The 22,225-nt window shown below is 50.7% G+C and carries 20 protein-coding genes; 1 reads left to right on the top strand and 19 read right to left on the bottom strand.

Translation table 11 applies throughout. The features are described from left to right. Positions 1-8: 8 nt before the first annotated feature. The 8 genes from HMPREF2675_RS08880 to frr form a co-directional block, all read right to left on the bottom strand. Positions 9-518, bottom strand: coding sequence for an OmpH/Skp family outer membrane protein (locus HMPREF2675_RS08880; protein ID WP_070584397.1), 510 nt, complete (start codon positions 516-518; stop codon positions 9-11). A 111-nt stretch (positions 519-629) separates the two neighbouring features. Continuing rightward, positions 630-3,032 (bottom strand): outer membrane protein assembly factor BamA, encoded by a 2,403-nt coding sequence (bamA, locus tag HMPREF2675_RS08875; RefSeq protein WP_070814760.1) that lies wholly within the window; start codon positions 3,030-3,032, stop codon positions 630-632. Between the two features lie 3 nt (positions 3,033-3,035). Continuing rightward, positions 3,036-4,376 (bottom strand): RIP metalloprotease RseP, encoded by a 1,341-nt coding sequence (gene rseP, locus HMPREF2675_RS08870; RefSeq protein WP_070814759.1) that lies wholly within the window; start codon positions 4,374-4,376, stop codon positions 3,036-3,038. A 131-nt stretch (positions 4,377-4,507) separates the two neighbouring features. Then, entirely contained in the window at positions 4,508-5,689 is a 1,182-nt protein-coding gene (gene ispC, locus HMPREF2675_RS08865; protein WP_070814772.1) for a 1-deoxy-D-xylulose-5-phosphate reductoisomerase, read from the bottom strand. Positions 5,690-5,806: 117 nt separating this feature from the next. Continuing rightward, positions 5,807-6,556, bottom strand: a complete 750-nt coding sequence (locus HMPREF2675_RS08860; RefSeq protein ID WP_070814758.1) for an SIMPL domain-containing protein — start codon at positions 6,554-6,556, stop codon at positions 5,807-5,809. Between the two features lie 33 nt (positions 6,557-6,589). Further along, positions 6,590-7,384 carry a phosphatidate cytidylyltransferase gene (locus HMPREF2675_RS08855; RefSeq protein ID WP_070814757.1) on the bottom strand — a complete coding sequence of 265 codons (795 nt, stop codon included), beginning with the start codon at positions 7,382-7,384 and terminating at the stop codon, positions 6,590-6,592. Positions 7,385-7,389: 5 nt separating this feature from the next. Further along, positions 7,390-8,136: an isoprenyl transferase gene (locus HMPREF2675_RS08850; RefSeq protein ID WP_070814756.1), complete on the bottom strand. Its 747-nt coding sequence runs from the start codon at positions 8,134-8,136 to the stop codon at positions 7,390-7,392. A 57-nt stretch (positions 8,137-8,193) separates the two neighbouring features. After that, positions 8,194-8,751: a ribosome recycling factor gene (frr, locus tag HMPREF2675_RS08845; protein ID WP_003747893.1), complete on the bottom strand. Its 558-nt coding sequence runs from the start codon at positions 8,749-8,751 to the stop codon at positions 8,194-8,196. Positions 8,752-9,328: 577 nt separating this feature from the next. On the opposite strand from frr, the gene HMPREF2675_RS08840 reads away from it, so the two are divergent. Next, a complete protein-coding gene (locus tag HMPREF2675_RS08840; protein ID WP_036493924.1) occupies positions 9,329-9,781 on the top strand; it encodes a hypothetical protein in 453 nt (150 codons plus the stop codon). 85 nt (positions 9,782-9,866) lie between these two features. Here the strand turns inward: HMPREF2675_RS08840 and HMPREF2675_RS08835 are convergent, their stop codons facing one another. The 11 genes from HMPREF2675_RS08835 to nuoF all read right to left on the bottom strand — a co-directional run bounded on the left by HMPREF2675_RS08835 (position 9,867) and on the right by nuoF (position 22,205). Then, complete coding sequence (locus HMPREF2675_RS08835; protein ID WP_003686671.1) at positions 9,867-10,166, bottom strand: DUF2818 family protein; 300 nt, start codon at positions 10,164-10,166, stop codon at positions 9,867-9,869. A 220-nt stretch (positions 10,167-10,386) separates the two neighbouring features. Next, a complete protein-coding gene (nuoN, locus tag HMPREF2675_RS08830) occupies positions 10,387-11,829 on the bottom strand; it encodes an NADH-quinone oxidoreductase subunit NuoN (protein WP_070814754.1) in 1,443 nt (480 codons plus the stop codon). A 9-nt stretch (positions 11,830-11,838) separates the two neighbouring features. Continuing rightward, complete coding sequence (locus tag HMPREF2675_RS08825) at positions 11,839-13,335, bottom strand: NADH-quinone oxidoreductase subunit M (protein ID WP_004519131.1); 1,497 nt, start codon at positions 13,333-13,335, stop codon at positions 11,839-11,841. 221 nt (positions 13,336-13,556) lie between these two features. Beyond that, positions 13,557-13,862, bottom strand: a complete 306-nt coding sequence (locus tag HMPREF2675_RS08820; RefSeq protein WP_004519132.1) for a chorismate mutase — start codon at positions 13,860-13,862, stop codon at positions 13,557-13,559. Between the two features lie 76 nt (positions 13,863-13,938). Next, on the bottom strand, positions 13,939-15,963 hold the full coding sequence (nuoL, locus tag HMPREF2675_RS08815) for an NADH-quinone oxidoreductase subunit L (RefSeq protein ID WP_070814753.1): 2,025 nt from the start codon (positions 15,961-15,963) through the stop codon (positions 13,939-13,941). A gap of 2 nt (positions 15,964-15,965) precedes the next feature. Continuing rightward, the gene (gene nuoK / locus HMPREF2675_RS08810; RefSeq protein WP_002215628.1) at positions 15,966-16,271 is read right to left on the bottom strand and encodes an NADH-quinone oxidoreductase subunit NuoK; all 306 of its coding nucleotides are present in this window, start codon (positions 16,269-16,271) and stop codon (positions 15,966-15,968) included. Further along, positions 16,268-16,939, bottom strand: coding sequence for an NADH-quinone oxidoreductase subunit J (locus HMPREF2675_RS08805; protein ID WP_049344942.1), 672 nt, complete (start codon positions 16,937-16,939; stop codon positions 16,268-16,270). The genes nuoK and HMPREF2675_RS08805 overlap by 4 nt, the downstream gene beginning before the upstream one ends. An 11-nt stretch (positions 16,940-16,950) precedes the next feature. After that, complete coding sequence (nuoI, locus tag HMPREF2675_RS08800; RefSeq protein WP_019272040.1) at positions 16,951-17,430, bottom strand: NADH-quinone oxidoreductase subunit NuoI; 480 nt, start codon at positions 17,428-17,430, stop codon at positions 16,951-16,953. Positions 17,431-17,510: 80 nt separating this feature from the next. Continuing rightward, positions 17,511-18,587, bottom strand: coding sequence for an NADH-quinone oxidoreductase subunit NuoH (gene nuoH / locus HMPREF2675_RS08795; protein ID WP_002228932.1), 1,077 nt, complete (start codon positions 18,585-18,587; stop codon positions 17,511-17,513). Positions 18,588-18,589: 2 nt separating this feature from the next. Next, complete coding sequence (gene nuoG, locus HMPREF2675_RS08790) at positions 18,590-20,851, bottom strand: NADH-quinone oxidoreductase subunit NuoG (RefSeq protein WP_070814752.1); 2,262 nt, start codon at positions 20,849-20,851, stop codon at positions 18,590-18,592. A gap of 58 nt (positions 20,852-20,909) precedes the next feature. After that, positions 20,910-22,205 (bottom strand): NADH-quinone oxidoreductase subunit NuoF, encoded by a 1,296-nt coding sequence (nuoF, locus tag HMPREF2675_RS08785; RefSeq protein WP_003747876.1) that lies wholly within the window; start codon positions 22,203-22,205, stop codon positions 20,910-20,912. Between the last annotated feature and the right edge of the window lie 20 nt (positions 22,206-22,225).

Raw genomic sequence — 22,225 nt, 5'->3', positions numbered from 1 at the left:
GAGCAGGGTCAGTGAGCATTTAGGGCTTTAATAACGCTGTCGGTAATGTCGTAGCGGCCGTTGACGTAAATCACGTCCTGCAAGATGAAGTCATAACCTTCGCGTTTGGCTAAATCGACGATGACGCGGTTGGCATTTTGCTGGAGCGCGGCGAATTCTTCATTGCGGCGCAAGTTGTAGTCTTCAGCCAACTCGGTCTGCTGTTTGCGGAATTTTTGTACCAGATTGCGCCATTTTTGGGTTTCCGCTTCCCTTTGGCTGTCGCTGAGCTTGTCGCCGCTCAGTTTTCGCTCCAAAGCCTCGCCTTCCTGCTGCAGCTTTTGCAAGGCGGTTTGACGGCTTTTGAACTCTTTTTCCAAAGTCATCTGAATGTTTTGCGCCTGCTTGGATTCCTGATAAACGCGCTCGGTATTGATAAAACCGATTTTCTGCACTCCATCCGCCGCCGCTTGCGGCAACAGCACGAAACCCGGCAGGGCTACGGCGAGGACACGGAGGGTGTCGGCTATTTTACTCATGATAAAAATCCTTGCTTGAAAACAAACGGGCGGTTTGCAATAAGCTTGCCGCCAATCTGCCATGAGGCCGTCTGAAACGGACAAACCCGGTTTCAGACGGCCTAAACATCATCAGAATGTCGTACCGAGTTGGAATTGGAAGCGTTGGATTTCGTCGCCTTCTTTTTTCTTAATCGGATAAGCATAACTGAACTTCATCGGACCCAGCGGAGAGAGCCAGGTCACGGCAGCACCGGCAGAGTAACGCAATTCGTTTTTGAATGTCGATTTGTGCGTTGTGCCTACGCCATACACGTTTTGGAGCGCGCCGTTGGTGTAATAAGAATTGCTGCTGCTGTCGTTGTAGGTTTTGCCGTCCCACACGCTGCCCGCATCGGCAAACAGGCTCAGACGGACGGTACGCGAATCTTTAATACCCGGCATCGGGAAGAGCAACTCTGCGGAAACGTTGGCTTTTTTGTTACCGCCGTAGCTGATTTTCTCGCCGTATTCGTCATAGACTTTCGGGCCCAGCGTACCGCTTTCAAAGCCGCGGACGGAGCCTAAACCGCCGCCGTAGAAGTTCTCAAAGAACGGCATTGTTTTGGTTTTGCCGTAGCCGTTGCCATAACCGACTTCACCACCCAGCATCAGCGTGAAATCTTTGCTCAACGGGAAGAACCAAGTTTGGTTGTGGGTCAGGGTGTAGTATTGCAGGTCGCTGCCCGGCAAAGCGATTTCGCCGTTTACGCCGGTCAGGTAACCGCGGGTCGGCCACAAGGCATTGTCGGTTTTGTTGCGGCCCCAGCCGATGGTACCTTTGTACAACCAGCCTTTGAAGTTACCCACGCCACTGCCGTCGCCTTTACCGTATTGATTGATAAAGTCGGCATAGCGTTTAGGCGCGCCTTTGTAGGTGTTAACAGTCAGACGCTCTGCGGCCAAACCGAAGTTTACACGGTCATATTCGGTAACCGGAATACCGATACGCAAACCGCCGCCGAAAGTCGTGGTTTTATATTGTTTCGCGCTGGAAGAAGCTTTACGCGGGTCGTAAGACTTGCCGTAAAGGTCGTAGCCCAAGCTTACGCCGTCAGGTGTGAAATATGGGTCGGTAAACGACAATGAGCCGTTTACTGTGGTTTTACTGCGGGAAGCGCGCAGGGCAACGGATTTACCCGTACCGAACAGGTTGTCTTGAGCCACGCCGGCAGACATCACCAAACCGGTATCCTGAACCCAACCTGCGCTCAAGTCGAGCGAGCCGGTAGAACGTTCGGTCAGGCTCATGTTCAGGTCAACTTGGTCAGGCGTATTGGCCACAGGAGCCGCATCAAATTGAACGTTGTCGAAGTAGCCCAACAACTCAACGCGCTCTTTAGAACGTTGCAGTTTGGCAGAATCGTAAGGCGCCGATTCCATTTGGCGCAACTCGCGGCGGATGACTTCGTCACGGGTTTTGTTGTTGCCGGTAATGTTGATTTCGTTTACATAGATTTTGCGGCCCGGTTGAACGGTCAGTACAAAATCAACGGTATGCGTTTCGGCATTTGGAATAGGTTGGACATTGATTTCGCTGAATGCGTAACCTGCCTGACCCATGCGGTTTTGAATGGCTTCGAGCGAATTGGACATTTGCGCGCGCTCGTACCATTTGCCCGGCTTCATGGTCAGCAGTTTTTCCAAATCTTCTTTCGGCACTTCCAGCGTATCGCCTTCGATGCGTACATTGCCCCAGCGGAAGCGGTCGCCTTCGCTGACAGTTACTTTAATGGTTTGCTTGGTTTTGTCTTCGTTGGTTTGGATATCGGTATCCAAAATGCGGAAGTTGAAGTAGCCGTTGTTTTGGTAGTAATTGGTGATTTTTTCCATGTCCTGAGCAAATTTTTGCTCATTGAACTGGTTGCTCTTGGTAATCCAAGTCCACATGCCGCCTTCGCTCAGGGACATTTGTTTCATCAGACGGCGGTCGGAATAAACTTCGTTGCCTTCAAAGGAAATATCGGTAATCTTGGTAGATTTACCCTCTTCGATGGCAATATCGATAGACACGCGGTTGCGGGCGAGTTTGGTTACAGTCGGAGTGATTTGGACAGACTGTTTGCCACGGCTCAAATACTCTTCTTTCAAACCGGCAACGGCTTGGTTCAGCGTTGCTTGGTTGAAGTATTGGGACTGCGCCAAACCAAATGCTTCAAGGTTTTTCTTGATGGCATCGTTTTGCAGCATTTTCGCGCCGGTAATATTGAGCGAGCTGATGGTCGGACGCTCAATCACGGTCAGCAGGACTTGATTGTCCATGGTTTCGACGCGTACGTCGTCAAAGAAACCGGTTGCATAGAGTTTTTTGATGATTTCTTCACTGCGCGCATCATTGAAATTATCACCGACTTTAACGGGCAGGTAGTTGAAGACGGTACTCGGCTCGGTGCGTTGCAGGCCTTCGACGCGGATGTCCTGAATGGTAAAGTCAGCCAATGCCATTGGCGACAGGCTCAATACCATTAAAGCGGAAGCAATCTGGTTCAGTTTCATAAATTATCCAAACAAACGGTTGATGTCATTAAAGAAAGCCACAGCCATCATCAAAAGCATGGCTGCCAGTCCGAAGCGCAGGCCGACTGCCTGTATGCGCTCGCTCAAAGGCTTTCCGCGTATCCATTCGGCGGTATAGAAAACCAGATGTCCGCCGTCTAAAACGGGCACGGGCAAAAGGTTCAACACGCCTAAGCTGATGCTGACCAAGGCCAGAAATTCGAGGTAGCTCTGCAATCCGAGTTTGGCAGATTGTCCGGCGACATCGGCAATGGTCAGGGGACCGGAAATATGGTTCAAAGAGGCATTGCCTGTAACCAGTTTTCCGAAAAATTTGAGGGTCGTCCACGAATAGTTGACGGTTTTGTTCCAACCCAATTCAAAGGCTTGGGCAACGGAAGGCGTATAACGGTAGCGGATGGTTTTATCCCACTCTTTATCCGCCTGGGCGGCGAGCCCTGCTCTACCCACCAGCACACCTGCCGACTGCTCGACGCTGTCCGGCCGGATAGCGGTCGCCAGTATTTTACCGTCGCGCTCGTAAGTCAGTTCGATTCGTTTGCCGGGGCTGGCGCGGAAGAGTTCCGTCCATGCCTGCCAGCTTTCGATGGGCTTCCCATCGGCGGTCAGCAGTTTGTCGTTTTCCTTCAAACCTGCTTTTTCGGCCGGACTTTTGGCCAAGACTTTGCCGATGCGGTTAGTAATTCTAAAAGGCAAAAGGCCGATGTTGCCTTGGTTTTTCGCAACTTTACCTGCTTCAGGCGTGCCGGCGGCATCAATTATGCGGATGGCTTGGGTATTTGAGGCCGTCTGAACAGCAACTTTTACAGGACCGGCTTCAAGGTTCAACACCATCTCGGTTTGCGCATCGCTCCAGTCTTTTACGGAGATTCCGTTGACCGATACAATCTTATCGCCTGCCTGAAAACCTGCTTTGGCGGCAATACTGGCAGGCTCGACCATGCCAACATAGGGGCGCAACTCGGTCACGCCGAAGGAAAAGCTCAAACCGTAAAGCAAAACGGCCAAAATCAAATTGGTCAAAGGGCCGGCGGCGACAATGGCGATGCGCTTGGCCGGATGCTGCTTGTCAAAGGCGTACGGCAAATCTGCCTCCGCCACTTCGCCTTCGCGCGTATCGACCATTTTAACGTAACCGCCCAGCGGAATCGGGGCAAGACACCACTCGGTATCGCCGCGTTTTCGGGTGAAAAAGGGCTTACCGAAGCCGACGGAAAAGCGCACGACTTTAACGCAGCACCAGCGGGCAACAATATAGTGTCCGAACTCGTGCAGGCTGACCAAAATCAGAATGGCGACGATAAAGGCTAAAAAGGTTTGCAAAAAAACCCCCTGAGTGGAATGTGATAATCAACGGATAAGGCCGTCTGAAAACCGATTATAAAGGCAGTTGTTCCATTTTGTCTGCCTAAATGCCAAGCGGTTGACGTTTCAGACGGCCTGTCATTGAAGCTTTACTGTTTACCGATAAAGGCTTCTGCCTGTCTGCGTGTTTGCGCGTCTTGCGCCAACAGGCCTTCGATATCGTGACGGCCGTCTGAAAAATCTTGGGCAAGGCAGTGGGCAACGACTTTGGCAATATCGGTAAACTTGATGTGTTTATCTAAAAAAGCGGCCACGGCAACTTCGTTGGCAGCGTTCAACACGCAAGGTGCGGCCCCGCCTGCATTCATGGCCTGATAGGCAAGTTTCAAACATGGGAAACGGTCAAAGTCAGGCTTTTGGAAGGTCAATGCAGACAATGCGCCAAAATCCAGTTCACCCACGCCGGAATCGATACGTTCGGGCAGACCCAAACAATAAGCAATCGGCGTACGCATATCGGGATTGCCCAACTGCGCCAATACCGAACCATCGCGATAACGCACCATGCTGTGTATCACGGATTGCGGATGAATGACGACTTCCAGCTTTTCCGGCGGACAGTTAAACAGCCAATGCGCCTCAATCAACTCCAAGCCCTTATTCATCATTGACGCAGAATCAACGGAAATTTTGCGCCCCATGCTCCAATTCGGATGCTTGACCGCCTGCTCGGGCGTAATGCTGTCAAATGTACTTAAATCGGCGTTAAGAAATGGTCCGCCCGATGCGGTCAGGATAATCGAATTGATACCGTGCTCATTCAGACGGCCTGTGTAATCCCTTGGCAATACTTGGAAAATGGCGTTGTGTTCGCTGTCAATCGGCAAGACGGTGGCGCCATTTTGACGGGCGGTTTCCATAAACAATGCGCCGGAAACCACCAGCGTTTCTTTGTTTGCCAGATAAATGGTTTTACCCTTTTGAGCGGCGGCCAAAGCCGACGGCAAGCCGGCCGCGCCGACAATGGCACACATCACGCCGCTGACTTCATCGGCAGAGACGATATCAATCAAGGCTTGAGAACCATATAAAACCTGCGTACTGATGCCTTCTTGTTTGAGTCTCTTTTCCAGCTCGGCGGCATGGCCGGCATCGCCGACAACGGCATATTCCGGACGAAACTGTTTGCATTGCGCCGCCAGCTTGTCCACCTGCCTATGCCCTGCCAGTGCGAACACGCGGAATTTCTCGGGATGGCGGGAGACAACGTCTAAAGTGCTTTCGCCTATGCTGCCGGTACTGCCTAATATGGTCAGAACTTGTTGTGTCATGGTGTGTTCTTTGTGTGCTGTGCAAACGGTATTCATTGTGTTTGAAATAGATTTCTTTGCCGTTTCCAATTTTCAGACGGCCTTTTGCCTCCCAGCTGAAAAGGCCGTCTGAAAGAATTACTCAATGCCGTATTCGATGGTAACAACCAATCGGACTTGTTTGCCGACGGTACTTTTATCGTAAGAACCGCCGTACTCGTCGTCCTCGCTGCTGCCGGTGTCGGCATAGATGTTGAACGAGCCTTGCGAAGCAGAACGCATGGCGCCCACTTTGCCGCCGCCGGTTTTGGCAAATTCGGCCGCGCGTTTCTGCGCATCCTCAGTCGCCTGCGTAATCAAATCGCGTTTGATGGTTTCCAAATTGCCCAGCAAATATTGCGGATTGTCGAAGCGGATAAATTCGTTTTGCGCACGGAAATTCAAAATGGCGCGCTGGGCGGTTTGAATTTTGTCCAATTTTTTGGTGTTGACCACAATATTGAGGTCGCCATCGTAGCCGTTGGGCGTGCGGGTTACGTTGCCCAGTTCGTCGCGGGTTTCATTGAAAACGCGCGACACTTCAGGCAGGCCCACTTTCATTTCAGCCGCCGTAAAACCTTGCTCGCCCAAAAATTTAGACAGCTTTTTGCGTCTTGCCGTCAGCAAATCCAAAACTTCCTGATAGCTCTCGCCGTGCGCGTTCACACCCGTATTCCACGTCGCGCTGTCGGATTGGAAGTTTTTCTCCGCCAAACCTTTTACGGTAATCGTCCCCGGTTGGCGCAGATTCTTAAACTGCACGCCCAAAATAAACGCCGCAGCCATCAATCCCAGTGCCAACAATACGCCCAAAATCGATAAAGATGAAATCTGTTTTTGTTCGGACATAATCAGCTCCCTCAACCACGTCAGACAGGCGGTTTAAAACAAATATACAAAGACGGCATAAATGCTGATAACGGCAATCAGGCTGTCCACACGGTCGAACACGCCGCCGTGCCCCGGCAGCAGATTGCTGCTGTCTTTGATACCGGCCGCACGTTTGAGCCAGCTTTCCAGCAAATCGCCGCACACGCTGACCACGGTCAGGATCAAGCCGATCAAAATCGTTTTGAACCAACCGGCTTCAAAAGCCAGCCAACCGGCTTTCCATACGATGGTCATGTACACGGCAACGCACAATGCGCCGCCGATTGCACCTTCCCAGCTTTTACCCGGGCTGATGGTCGGCGCAATTTTGCGCTTACCAAACGACTTGCCGCAGAAATACGCGCCAATATCGGCCACCCACACCAAGCCCATAATCGCCAATAAAGACAGTGCGTCTTCAGGCTGAGGGCGCAGATAAACCAGTGCAAACCAAAACGGCATCACCAACAACCAACCGACCGTGTAAGCCTGCCAGCCGCCGTTTAGCTTCCATTTCGCTTTCAGCCACCAAGGCATGACAATCAGCCAAAACGCCAATACGACACACCAAACCAAATCGGGCAGCTGCCAACCGCCGGCATAGGCAATCACGCCGAACACCAGCGTTGACGCCAAATAATGATTGATTTTCAGCTTGTCCAAGCCGCTCATGCGGGCATATTCCCACAAAACCAACATGGCAATCAGGCCGCAAAACGCCGCCCACAGCCACATAGGTGCATAAAACAGCATGACCAGCATCAGCGGCAAGAGCCACAGCGCCGTTAAAATCCGTTGTTTCAACATAATTCTCAACCCCGTTGCTGCTCAAGCGGCAGCTGTTCGGAAGTCCGCCCGAAGCGGCGTTCCCGTTTTTGGAACGAAGCAATCGCCTCGTTCAGCGATTTCTCATTAAAATCAGGCCACAGCGTATCCGTAAAATACAATTCCGCATACGCCATCTGCCACAGCAGGAAATTACTGATGCGCGTCTCGCCGCCGGTGCGGATAAACAAATCCGGCTCGGGTGCATCGCCCAACATCAAATAGCGCGACAACGCCTCTTCCGTAATCTCAGTCGCACCCTCGGCAATCAACTGATTTGCCGCCTGCAAAATATCCCAGCGGCCGCCATAATCGGCGGCAATGCTCAAAGTCAAACCGGTATTGTTTGCCGTCAACGCCTCGGCCGCCTCAATCCCCTTCAGGATTTCGGCATTAAACTGCTCGCGGCTGCCGATGACTTTCAAGCGCATATTGTTATCGTGCAAACGGCGCACCTGCTTTTGCAAAGCCTGCAAAAACAGCCCCATCAGAAAAGAAACCTCTTCCTCGGGGCGTCGCCAGTTTTCAGTCGAAAAAGCAAACACGGTCAAATACCGCACACCCAGCTCAGCACAATGCTTCACCATGTTCTCCAGCGCATCCAAGCCGCGCTTATGCCCCATCACACGGGGAAGAAAACGCTTCTTTGCCCAACGTCCGTTGCCGTCCATAATCACGGCAATATGTCGGGGGATAGCAGAGTGTTCCAAAATCGTCTGCGTACTGCTTTTCATGTCTGCCTTTCAGGGAGCAAACCGTCCAAAGGCCGTCTGAACGGTTTGCACACAGGATTAAATCGCCATCAAATCTTCTTCTTTGGCAGCCAAGAGCTTGTCTGCCTCAGCAATGTATTTGTCGGTCAACTTCTGAACCGCTTCCTCGCCGCGGCGTGCTTCATCTTCAGAAATTTCTTTGTCTTTCAACAATTTTTTGATGTGGTCGTTTGCATCACGGCGCACATTGCGGATAGACACACGGCCCTCTTCCGCCTCGCCGCGCACTACTTTGATCAAATCTTTACGGCGTTCCTCAGTCAGCATAGGCATAGGGACACGGATCAAATCGCCGACAGAAGCAGGGTTCAGGCCCAAGTTGGAATCACGGATTGCTTTCTCAACTTTTGAAGCCATATTGCTTTCAAAAGGTTTCACACCAATCGTACGCGCATCCAAAAGCGTCACGTTCGCTACTTGGCTCACAGGCACCATGCTGCCCCAGTATTCCACTTCCACTTGGTCAAGCAGGCCGGTATGCGCACGGCCGGTACGCACCTTAGCCAAGTTTTCTTTCAATACTTCCAGAGAACGCTGCATTTTGCCTTCAGCTGTCTTTTGAATATCATTAATCATCTTATACTTTCAATTTCATAGGAATAAAACAGGATTAACCGAGAATAGTACCGTTAAACCGCCCTCACGACAAGGCTTTACGCCCCAACAGCCTTGTTTTCTAACCGATATTTAACATCAAACAAAATAAAGGCCGTCTGAAAATCTTTCAGACGGCCTTTATCGTTTCAAGCAACTACATCAACTCGGCCTTTTCCTGAATTTATTTGGAAACTAAGCTTCTATCTTGAGACCATTGTTTCCATCCACACAAAGAACGAATTTTATTGCTAATAGATATAAACAACTCTACTCTTTTCAATCGAAATGAATTTCCTCGGGAAATATACCGATAATCGGTTATAATGACCGATTATCTAAATTGATTAAACATATCAAATAACTGTAGCATTGAATTTACTATGTTACAATGTTTGCAAATGTTACACATAACTACGTAAAGAAATCTCGATATGAGATTTCTTTTTAATCACTTTTAAAGACTTATATTTCATTCAACCATTGAGAGATAAAAAATGAAAAAAGCCTTTTCTATCTTTTCCATCAGTCTTCTGACTCTAAATACGGGGTATTAATTATGCGAAAACTTATTTTTACAGTTCTATTCATCCTCCCCTCTTTTTCTTTGGCTGGAAACTTACATTGTAAAAAGCCCGTAGAAGAAATGATTGGGGAAAGCCAAAGATGCTTTTACCAAGGGGGACTAAGCGATGCCATTACTGCTTTTAGCAAATATTCTGCTCAATGGAATAAAAAGAAAGGTGAGTCCATCCCTTTTCTTTGGTTTCCCATTTTAAAAAACGGCATACCCAAAACAACCGTAACAATGGCACAATTACCAAAATCTCGTTCTGTAACGCCTTTCTCAGAAACTAAAGACTATCCTTTGGAGACCATTGTTGCCGGTATTGAATGGAAAAACAAAAATAAAGTCAAAATTATGGGATGTGTTTATGAGACAGATTATTGTCTCTCCGCTACTTTTATCCAAAAAGAAGATAAAGTCTTTATTGAATCCATATCTACCTAACTCAAAGATGTAGTCATTGCCACCTACATTCTCAAATACAAGGCCGTCTGAAAATCTTTCAGACGGCCTTTTCCTTATTCAAATCCTACTCTCTATTCCGCTCATTCCAAAAGTAACGCCATACGAAGCATGGGAAGGCAAAAATCAGGTAGAGGCAGACAACGGTCGCATAAAACTCCCAATCTTGGGCATGTACGGCTCCGGCGCGTGATTCGAGGATATAGGCGAGAATCGCGGTAAGAAGGAAGCCTGCCAACAATTCGATCAAGTGATGGCCGATGTGTTTGCGTTTCAGGGCGATGATGCCGAAGAATTTGGTGGTAATAAATGGTGCGTTGGCAAAGATAAGTGCCAACAGCAAAAGAATGTACATGGATGCGGTCATGGTGGTCTTTCTGTTTTCAGACGGCCTGCGTGTGATTTTAACATGTTAAATGGGCATTCTTGCCCATCATTATCCGTGGGATATTCAATATCTTGATGATACCTGCTTGATGATTGTTCAAAGGCTTGAGGCCGTCTGAACTTTGGGTATATTTCATCCGAATGCGAATCCTAACAAAAACGGCGACTTTGGAACAGCCGCCGTTGGTTTTGTTTGAAGCTTACAAGGTATTTTCCAATGCTTTGGCACACCAGTCGATAACGGTTTGCGGCATGATACCCCACAGGAGCAGCAGGAAGGCATTGACCGTCAGGACAAATTTGGCGGCATAGTTGCTGCCGACCGGCTGATCATGGTCAGGCGCATCGAAGTAGATGACTTTGACCACACGCAGGTAGTAGAACGCGCCAATCAGAGACATGATGACGGCAAACACTGACAACCAAACATAGCCTTGTTTCAAGAGCGCCATAATCATGCCGAACTTGGCGTAGAAGCCCATCAGCGGCGGAATACCTGCCATGGAGAACATGGACAGCAACATCAGGAAGGCAAACCATGCATGGCGTTGGTTAAGACCCGCGAGGTCTTTAATGTTTTCACACTCAATATCTTTGGTGGACAATACCATCAAAACACCGAAGCTGACTGTCGCCATCAAAGCATAGGTAATGGCGTAATACAAACCTGCGGTAAAGCCGACCGCGCCTGCCATAAACGCCAACAGGATAAAGCCCATGTGCGATACGGTGGAATAGGCAAGCATACGTTTGATATTGGTTTGCATGATGGCAGCAAGGTTACCGACCACCAAAGAAGCAACGGCAAGGATGGCCAACATTGGCGCCCAGTCTGAATGTATGGTACCCATACCGGTAACAAGGATACGGAACGCAAAGACAACAGCGGCAATTTTCGGAGCCGTACCCACAAAGGCGGCAACAGAGGTCGGCGCGCCATCGTACACATCGGGTATCCACATATGGAATGGAACCGCACCCAATTTAAATGCAATGGCGACCACAATAAACACCATACCCAATTTCAACAACCATTCATTGGCCTGCTCATTGAAAGCGGAAGCCAAGACGGAAGCAAAATCAAGGGAACCGGTGGCGCCGTAAACCATGGAAATACCATAGAGCAGCAAACCGGAGGCCAACGCGCCCAATACGAAGTATTTCAACGCAGCTTCGGCAGAGCGGCCGGAATCACGGCGCAGGGCAATCATGGCGTACAGCGACAAAGACAACAGCTCCAAACCGATATACGCGGTCAAGAAATGTGCCGAGCTGACCATGACGCTCATACCCAACAGGGCAAACAGCGACAAGGTATAAAACTCGCCTTTAAAAATTTGGCGGTCTTGGTTGTACGGTTTACTGTAAATAAACAGACCGAACGTCAGCGCATACAGCACCAGTTTTGCCAAACGGGACATGCCGTCTGCAATATACATACCGTGAAAGGCATCGACACTGCCCTGCTCCCATACTGCCAATTGGGTGACGGCCACAATAATGACCGTTCCCAAACTCATCAGATGGGTCAAATAGCGGTTTTTATCGCAAATCCACAAGTCTGCCAGCAATACGACACCCAATAGCGCAAACAGCACGATTTCGGGCATGGCGGGCATTAAATTCAAATCAGACCAGTTCATTTACACACCTCAAATCTTGCTTTGTGCCACATGGGCAATCAAATCGTTTGCCGCTTGATGCACCACTTCGATAAACGCTTGCGGATACAGACCCATGCCCAAAACAGCAACCGCCAAAATCGCCAAAATCGCAAATTCACGGCAATTGATGTCTTTCATTTCGGCAACGTGCGGATTGTGGATTGCACCAAAAATAACGCGTTTGTACATCCACAGGGTATAAGACGCACCGTAAATCAGGGTCATGGCAGCCAACGCACCTACCCAGAAATTCACTTTAACCGCGCCCATAATCACCATAAACTCGCCCACGAAGCCGGAAGTCGCAGGCAGACCGGCATTGGCCATACCGAACAACATCATAAACGCCGCAAACTTAGGCATCACATTGACCACGCCGCCATAATCGGCAATATTGCGGGTATGCAGGCGGTCGTACATCACGCCGATACACATAAACATCGCGGCGGACACAAAACCGTGGGAAATCATTTGAATGATTGCGCCTTTCAATGCCCAGTCATTCAATTGGCCGTTCACAAACAGGAACATGCCCAAAGTGACAAAACCCATATGGCTGATGGAAGAGTATGCCACCAGTTTTTTCATATCGGTTTGCACCAAAGCCACCATACCGATGTAAATCACGGCAATCAGGCTCAATACGATGATTACAGGGGCAAAATAGCGTGCCGCATCCGGCATAATCGGCAGGATAAAGCGCAAGAAACCATACGCACCCAGTTTCAGCGTAATTGCCGCCAACACCATCGAACCGCCGGTCGGCGCTTCAACGTGGGCATCCGGCAACCAAGTGTGCACAGGGAACATCGGCACTTTTACAGCAAATGACAGGAAGAACGCCACAAACAAAAGCTGTTGTACGCCCAACGGAATCTGTTTGATGTTTTGGAAATCGACAATAGAGAAGCTGCCTGTTTGATAGTGCAGGTAAACCATGGCAACCAGCATCAAAAGCGAACCCATCAGCGTATAGAGGAACAGCTTGACCGACGCATAGACGCGGCGCGGACCGCCCCATACACCGATAATCAGGTACAGCGGAATCAGCATACCCTCGAAGAACACATAAAACAGAATCGCATCCTGCGCGGCAAACGCGCCGTTAATCAAACCCGACATCATCAGGAATGCCGCCATATACTGCGCCGGACGTTTCTGAATGACTTCCCAACCGGCCAATACCACCAACAGCGTAATAAACGCATTCAAGATGATAAAGAGCACTGAAATACCATCCACGCCCAATGCGTAGTTGATTTTCAGAAGCGGAATCCACTCGTGGAACTCGGTAAACTGATAGCCGCCGCTCAAACGGTCGAAACCGGTAAACAGGGGCAGCGTTACCAAGAAACCGGCAAGCGCACCCATGAAGGCAAGCACACGCGCCAGCGGCGCACGGCTGTCTTTACCGGTCGCCAAAACCAGCACACCTGCGGCGATGGGTATCCATATTGCCAAGCTGAGTAGGTAGTTGGAAAACATAGTGGTTAACCTGTGGTTAAAATAAAAAATATAGTTGTATGGGTTGGTTTTCAGACACCATTTCAGGAGGCCGTCTGAAAAAGATTGTGTATTTTGTATATGGCAAAATCAAGAAAACGTATATCTACCGTCATTCTTTTATTCCATAACCGCCTAAAACCTTCTTTTCAGACGGCCTCTTCCATATTTTTCTTGCCAAAACCATTATCCGAAGATTTTGACTACGCTCCATCGGTACGGTTGGTGTCCATCTCAAGTTTAATGAACGCATCAATCATGCTGCGCCAAACTGCTTCTGCTACTTCGGGCGACAAACCGGCCTTTTCGGCATAAGCGCGGCACGAGGTAATCACTTGAGCCACCCGTTCAGGCGCGGAAACCGCCCGCACATCGTTTTTAGGTTTCAGACGACCAGCCTGCCGTACCAATTTCTGCCGGCGGGCGAGTAATTCGATTAATCCCTTGTCCAAACCATCAATGGCTTCGCGGACTTCGTCCAGGGTTTGCGGTAATTTGTCTTCAATCATTATTGTTGCTCAAATTTTCTTTTTTAGACGGCCCCTATACACACAAACTATAGACAGGCCGTCTGAAATCCCGCTTTTATCGGAACAATCCCCAGAAGGTCATGCCGAGCAGTACCAATACGCCGAATACCATAGCAGCGGCATAGGTATAGATGAAGCCGGTTTGGACTTTGCGTACCTGCGCGGCAATCGCGCCGACCAGTTTGGCAGAGCCGTTGACGATACCGTTGTCGATAATGGCGGTATCGCCGACTTTCCAGAAGAAAGTACCCAATGCGCGCGTGCCTTTGGCGAAAACATTGAAATACAGGACGTCGAGGTAGTATTTGTTTTCAAACAAAACGTAAATCGGACGGAATGCCTGTGCAATTTTCGCAGGCAGGTGCGGCAGTTTGACGTACAGGAGCCATGCGCTCAAGACACCTGCGATAGCGAGATAGAGGACGGGCGAATGCAGGCTGTGCGACACCATCGCCAATGCGCCGTGGAACTCTTCCTTCATGATGTGCATGGTCGGATGCGCGTCGGCATTAACAAAAATCACGTCTTTGAAGAAATCTCCGTAAAGCATAGGCTCGATGGCAACATAGCCGATAATAACGGACGGAATGGCAAGCAAAATCAAAGGCAGGGTAACAACCAACGGGCTTTCGTGCGGATTGTCGTTTTTGCCCAAGCCGTGATGTTCTTCGCCATGATGATCGTCATGATGCTCAGGCAGACTGCGCCATTTCTCTTCGCCGTGGAACACCATGAAGTATTGGCGGAACGCGTAGAACGCAGTAACAAACACGCTGGCAAGGACGGCAAAATAGGCAAAGCCGCTACCCGGCAGAGTGCTGTATTTCGCTGCTTCGATAATCGAATCTTTGGAGTAGAAGCCGGAGAAGAACGGCGTACCGATCAGCGACAAGTTACCGATCAGCATGGTCAGCCAAGTAATCGGCATGTATTTTTTCAGGTTGCCCATGTGGCGCATGTCTTGGTCGTGGTGCATACCGATAATGGCGCTACCTGCGGCCAAGAACAACAAGGCTTTAAAGAAAGCGTGGGTCATCACATGGAACATTGCCACGGAATAGGCAGACGCACCCAAAGCCACAGTCATATAGCCCAGTTGCGACAAGGTGGAATATGCAACCACACGTTTGATGTCGTTTTGAATCACGCCCAAAAAGCCCATAAACAGGGCGGTAATCGCACCGATTACCATGATGACAGACAGCGCAGTGCTGCTCATCTCATAAATCGGCGACATACGCGATACCATGAACAGACCGGCGGTAACCATGGTTGCGGCGTGAATCAATGCAGAAATCGGGGTCGGGCCTTCCATCGAATCAGGCAGCCAGACGTGCAGCGGGAATTGTGCCGATTTACCCATCGCACCAACAAACAACAGCAAACAGGTTACAGTAATCAAAGACCATTCCACACCGGGGAACAGTTGGATAGTGGCCGTCTGAACATTAGGCAGATAAGCGAATACATCTTGATAGCGCAAGCTGCCGCCGAAATAGGCAAGCACCAAACCGATACCGAGCAAAAAGCCGAAGTCACCGACACGGTTAACCAAAAAGGCTTTCAGGTTGGCAAAAATCGCGCTCGGACGTTTGAAATAGAAACCGATCAAGAGATACGACACCAAGCCCACAGCTTCCCAGCCAAAGAAGAGCTGGATGAAGTTGTTGCTCATAATCAGCATCAACATGCTGAAAGTAAACAAAGAAATGTAGCTGAAGAAGCGTTGGTAGCCGACTTTTTCATCATGCATATAACCGATGGTATAGATATGTACCATCAGCGATACGCCGGTAACCACGACCATCATCATCGCCGTCATCGTATCGACCAAGAAGCCGACGGAGAAATCCAAGCCGCCCATTGTCAGCCAGGTATAGACGTTTTCGTCAAACTTGGCGCGGCTGCCGTCGATAAAGCCCCACAGCACATAAGCCGACAGCACGGCAGATACCGCCACGCCGAGTATCGTTACCGAATGCGCCCCCGCGCGGCCGATTTTATTGCCGAACAAACCCGCAATCAGCGAGCCTGCCAACGGAACAAGGGCAATTATCAAATATAAGGTCATATCGTTCATGATTACCCTTTCAACTCATCCAAATCGGCAACGTTGATTGTTTGTCGGTTGCGGTACACCAGCACCATAATCGCCAAACCGATGGCAGATTCGGCAGCAGCAACGGTCAGTACGAAGAATACGAAAATTTGTCCGGCGGTATCGCCCAAATGTTGCGAGAAGGCGATAAAGTTGAAGTTCACCGCCAAGAGCATCAGCTCGATGGACATCAGCAATACCAGCACGTTTTTGCGGTTCATAAAGATACCCATTGCGCTGATACCGAACAGGAGCGCACCCAATACCAGATAATGCGTCAAGGTAATCATGCTTTGCCCTCCCCTTCTCGCTTGAGGCCGTCTGAAACTTCGCTTTCTTCGGCAGATTCAACTTGCGGTTTGACCGCTTCCATTTTCACCAAACGCATACGGCCTTGGTCGGCGCGTACTTTAACTTGGTCGGCTGGATCCATGCGTTTCGGATTGGTGGTTTTACGGTGAACCAGCGCAATCGCGGCCACCATGCCCAACAGCAGCAATACCGCTGCCAATTCAAACGGCAACAGGTAGTCGGTATAAATACGGCTGCCCAAATCACGAATATTGTTGTAATCGGCAGGAATGTCTTTCATCAGACCAAATGCGGCCAGGTCGGTTTTCGGGTTGACCAGAATCAGGATCAGGGCAACCGCCAACAATGTGCCGACCACGCCGGCAACAGGCGCATGACGCCAGAAACCGGCGCGCATTTCTTCAATGTCGATATTCAACATCATCACGACGAACAGGAACAACACCATCACAGCGCCGACGTAAACCACCACCAGCGTCACGCCCAAGAATTCGGCCTGCATCAGCATCCAAATCATCGCGCTCACGCAGAAGGTCAGCACCAGATGCAAAGCGGCATGAACAGGGTTTTTAGCGGTGACGGTACGAACCGCACCATATAAAACGATGACGGCAAGAATATAGAACAGAATCGCGGAAAAAGTCATTCGTCTGCTCCTTAACGATACGGCGCGTCAGCGGCTTTGCGTTTGGCGATTTCAGTTTCGTATTTATCGCCAATGGCCAAAAGAATCGGCTTGGTCATGTGCAAGTCGCCTTTTTTCTCGCCGTGGTATTCAAAAATATGGGTTTCCACAATCGCATCGGTCGGGCAGGCTTCTTCGCAGAAACCGCAGAAGATGCACTTGGTCAGGTCGATGTCGTAACGCTTGGTGCGGCGGGTGCCGTCTTCGCGTTCTTCCGATTCGATGTTAATCGCCATTGCCGGACACACCGCCTCACACAATTTGCACGCAATACAGCGCTCTTCGCCGTTCGGATAACGGCGTTGCGCGTGCAAGCCGCGGAAACGCACGGATTGCGGCGTTTTCTCTTCGGGGAAATAAATTGTGTCTTTGCGGGCAAAAAAGTTTTTGAGCGTTACGCCCAAGCCTTTTACCAACTCGCCCAAAAGAAAGGTTTTTACTAAGTTAGCCATATTATGTTCCCTCAAAACAGGGATTTCGTTAGGTATTCAAAATCGCTTTGTTCAGACGGCCTCAAGATGCCGTCTGAAACTTATTTCCACAAATTCAGCGGTGAAATCATCCACACACCCAAAACCACGATGTAGGCGAAGCCGATCGGAATCAGCACTTTCCAGCCCAAACGCATGATTTGGTCGTAACGGTAGCGTGGGAAGGTTGCACGGATCCACAGGTACCAGTACAGAACCGCTGCCATTTTCACGAACATCCAGAATGCGGAAGGCGTACCGATAAAGCCCCAGCTTTGCGGGAACGGAGACAACCAGCCACCGAGGAACATCAGCGAGGTCAGCGCGGCAATCAGAATCATGAAAATGTATTCGGCAAGGAAGAACAGTGCAAATGCGAAGCCGGAGTATTCGACGTGGTGTCCGGCAACGATTTCAGATTCACCCTCTGCTACGTCAAACGGCGCGCGGTTGGTTTCGGCAACGGCGGAAATCAGATAGACGATGAAGATTGGGAACAGCGGCAGCCAGTTCCACGAGAACACGGAACCGCCCGCGATGCCTTTTGCCTGCGCAGCGACGATGTCGGAGAAGTTCATGCTGCCCGATACCATCACGACGCACACCAGCGCGGCACTCATGGCAATCTCGTAGGAAATGCTTTGTGCGGAAGCACGCATTGCACCCAAGAACGAATATTTGGAGTTGGAAGCCCAGCCCGCGATAATCACGCCGTAAACCGACAGCGAGGTAATCATCAGGATGTACAAAAGGCCGATATTGATGTTAGTCAGCACCCATTCTTCGTTGAACGGAATCACTGCCCACGCTGCAAAAGACGGAGCAAGCGACATAATCGGGCCGATGTAGAACAGGGCTTTGTTTGACAGCTTCGGACGGGTTACCTCTTTAAACAAGAGTTTGAACACGTCGGCAAACGGCTGAATCAGACCCCACGGGCCAGTTACGTTCGGGCCGACACGAAGCTGCATAAAGCCGATGACTTTACGTTCGAAATACGTCAGGTAGGCAACGGTCAGAATCAGCGGAATCAGGATAATCACGATTTTGACGATGACGGATACCACCAAGCCTACGGTGATGCCCAAATCGCCCAGACCGAGCGTTGCGGCAAAGAGGTTTTGGAACCATTCTTGCATGATCAAGCTCCCGCCAGTTCAATAGTGTCCATCAACGCACCCAGCGCGGCATTTTCGGTATGCAGCGGCAGATGCACCACGTTTTCAGGCAAACCGGCATCGGCTTTGACTGCAACCGATACGCTTGCGCCGTTTTGTTTGGCGACAGCGGTTTGTCCGTCTTGCAGGCCCAAGCGTGCCAAAGTGTTTGGATTTACACGCGCAGCAGGCACGGCGGCATGGCTGGTCGCTTGCAGCGGCGCGGAACGGCGTACGATAGAATCAGTGTGATAAATACCGACGCCGCCGACACGGACAAGGCGGTCTGAGGCCGTCTGAACGCCCTCTCCTGCCCATGTGCTGCGGTTATCCAGTTTGGACGGCAGGCTTTCCGCATCCAACGCGTCTTTTAGAATCGCAGCGGTATCGTGATATTCAAAACCTTTCAGGTCAAACAGGTTGCCCAATACGCGCAACACTTTCCACAGAGGACGCGAATCGCCGAAGCCTTGTACCACGCCGTGGAAGGATTGCAGACGGCCTTCCATATTGATGAAGCTGCCTGATGTTTCGGTAAACGGCGCAATCGGCAACAATACGTCGCACACGTCCAGCAGCGTTTCGCTAACAAACGGCGTAAACGCCATCACGCTTTTCGCCTGTTTCAACGCGGCCACGGCTTTTGCACCGTCAACCGTATCGATTTCAGGCTCGACGTTGAGCAGCAAGACTGCCTGTTTCGGCGCGTTTGCCATTTCGGCAACGCTCTCGCCGGAGTTCACGCCCAATACGTCCGCACCAACGCTGTTGGCAGCTTGCGGCAAAATGCCCAGCACTGCGCCGGTCGCGTCTGCCAGCTCTTGCGCGGCGGCATAAATGGCGGCGTAATCAGGATGGTTTTGCACTTCCGCGCCCAAAATAACCGCTGCTTTTTCAGCGTTTTTCAGGCTGGCGGTAACGGCATGTTCCGCATTGGCAGACAGGTTTTTCAGACGGCCTGCCCATTCGTCGGGATGTGCGGCTTCTTGAGACAGAAGCGGCATAAACAATTCTTCTTTACTGCTGGCTAATACGCTCAAGGCCATACGGTCTTTGGCGGCGCGGCGCAGGCGGGCGGTCAGGAGCGGCTGTTCTTTGCGCAAGTTCGCGCCGACTACCAATACGGCATCATTGTCCGCCAGCGATTCGATACTTTGTCCCAACCATTGCGCACCTTTAAGGCCGTCTGAAAGACGTTTGTCTTGTTGGCGTAAACGGGTTGCAAAGTTTTTAACACCCAAGCCGTCGGAGAGTTTTTTGGCCAGATACAGCTCTTCAACCGTATTCATCGGATTCGCCCAAACGCCGACTTGGTTTTGGTTGCCGTCTTTGGCGATACATTCAATCGCGCTGCGGACATATTCCAGCGCGGTTTTCCAATCCACATCCATCCACTCGCCGCCCTGTTTGATTTTCGGGTTTTTCAGACGGCTTTCATGATACAGGCCTTCGTAGGCGAAACGGTCGCGGTCGGACAACCAGCATTCGTTAATCGCTTCGTTTTCTAGCGGCAGCACGCGGCGGACGGTATGGTCTTTGGTTTGTACAATCAGGTTGCTGCCCAAAGCGTCATGGGCGGAAACGGATTTGCGGCGGTTCAATTCCCAAGTACGCGCGTTGAAGCGGAACGGTTTGCTGGTCAATGCGCCGACAGGACACAAATCGATGACGTTGCCTGACAGCTCGGTTTCCACCGCTTTGCCGATAAAAGGCATGATTTCGGAGTGTTCGCCGCGGTTGGCCATGGCGATTTCTTGCACGCCGGCGATTTCTTCAGTGAAACGAACGCAACGGGTACAGTGGATACAACGACTCATTTCCTCGGCGGAAATCAAAGGCCCCATGTCCTTGCCGATGACGGAACGTTTTTCTTCGGTATAACGGCTGGTGGTTTTGCCGTAGCCCATCGCCAAATCCTGCAACTGGCATTCGCCGCCTTGGTCGCAGGTCGGACAATCAAGCGGATGGTTAATGAGCAGGAACTCCATCACGCCTTCTTGCGCCTCTCGGGCTTTTGCCGAATGCGTACGCACAATCATGCCGTCTGTAACCGGCGTGGCACAGGCGGGCAGAGGTTTGGGGGCTTTTTCCACGTCCACCAAACACATACGGCAGTTGGCGGCGATGGAAAGTTTTTTGTGGTAACAGAAATGCGGGATATAAGTACCGAGCTTGTGCGCGGCTTCAATCACCGTCGCGCCCTGCTCCACAGATACCTGTTTGCCGTCGATTTCGATTTGTAACATGGTTCGTTCCTAGTTACGGGTATTTAATAAATAATTCTTTTAGAGGCCGTCTGAAAACTTAGCACCACTTATTCGGTTTCATCGGTCCGCCGTGTTCGATGTAATGCACAAACTCATCACGGAAATGCTTGGTAAAGCTGCGGACAGGGAAGACGGCGGCATCGGCGAGGGCGCAGATGGTGCGGCCTGCCATTTGGTTGCCGACAGAATCCAGCAAATCCAAGTCTTCCATACGGCCTTTGCCTTCTACGATGCGGTGGACGATGCGGTAGAGCCAGCCCGTACCTTCTCGGCAAGGCGTACATTGGCCGCAAGACTCGTCGTAGTAGAAGTAGCTCAGGCGCTCAAGGGCTTTCACCATGCACACGTCTTCGTCCATCACGATAATCGCGCCAGAACCGAGCATGGAGCCTGCTTTGGAAATCGAGTCATAGTCCATATTGGTCTGCATCATGATATCGGCGGGTAACACGGGCGCGGACGAACCGCCGGGAATGACGGCTTTAAGTTTTTTACCGCCGCGCATACCGCCTGCCATTTTCAGGACTTCGGCAAACGGCGTACCCAATGGCACTTCATAGTTGCCAGGACGCTCAACGTGGCCGGAAATACAGAACAATTTGGTACCACCTGCATTCGGAATACCTTTGTCGGCAAATGCCTGTCCGCCGTCACGGATAATGAATGGGACAGAGGAGAACGTTTCGGTATTGTTGATGGTGGTCGGTTTGCCGTACAAGCCGAACGATGCAGGGAATGGCGGTTTGAAGCGCGGCTGGCCTTTTTTGCCTTCCAGCGATTCGAGCAATGCGGTTTCTTCACCGCAAATATATGCGCCGTAGCCGTGGTGGGCAAAGAGTTCAAATTCAAAATCCGAACCCAAAATATTTTTACCCAAAAAACCTGCGGCACGCGCTTGGGCGAGTGCGGCCTCAAAGCGTTGGTAGCCTTCGAAAATTTCGCCGTGAATGTAGTTGTAGCCTGCTTTTGCGCCCATCGCGTAACCGGCGATAATCATGCCTTCAATCAGGGCATGGGGATTGAACATGATGATGTCGCGGTCTTTAAATGTACCCGGCTCGCCTTCGTCGGTATTGCAGACGACGTATTTTTCGCCCGGGAAGGAACGGGGCATAAAGCTCCATTTCAAACCGGTCGGGAAGCCCGCACCGCCACGGCCGCGCAAGCCGGAGGCTTTGACCTCGTCAATCACATCGCTTTGCGAGATGTTTTCGGACAGGATTTTACGCAGGGCGGTATAACCGCCACGTTTGACGTATTCGTCCAATGTCCAGCAATCGGGATTGGCGGTATCCACTTGGTCAAAAATCACGCCTGATTGGTAAATAGCCATTTTTGGTGTGCCTGTTCGTT

This window comes from Neisseria sp. HMSC061H08, from assembly GCF_001836795.1.
In the GTDB taxonomy this organism is placed as follows: domain Bacteria; phylum Pseudomonadota; class Gammaproteobacteria; order Burkholderiales; family Neisseriaceae; genus Neisseria; species Neisseria subflava_A.
The sequence above is the reverse complement of the archived record's forward strand: the minus strand, read 5'-3'. Positions and strand labels throughout refer to the sequence as shown.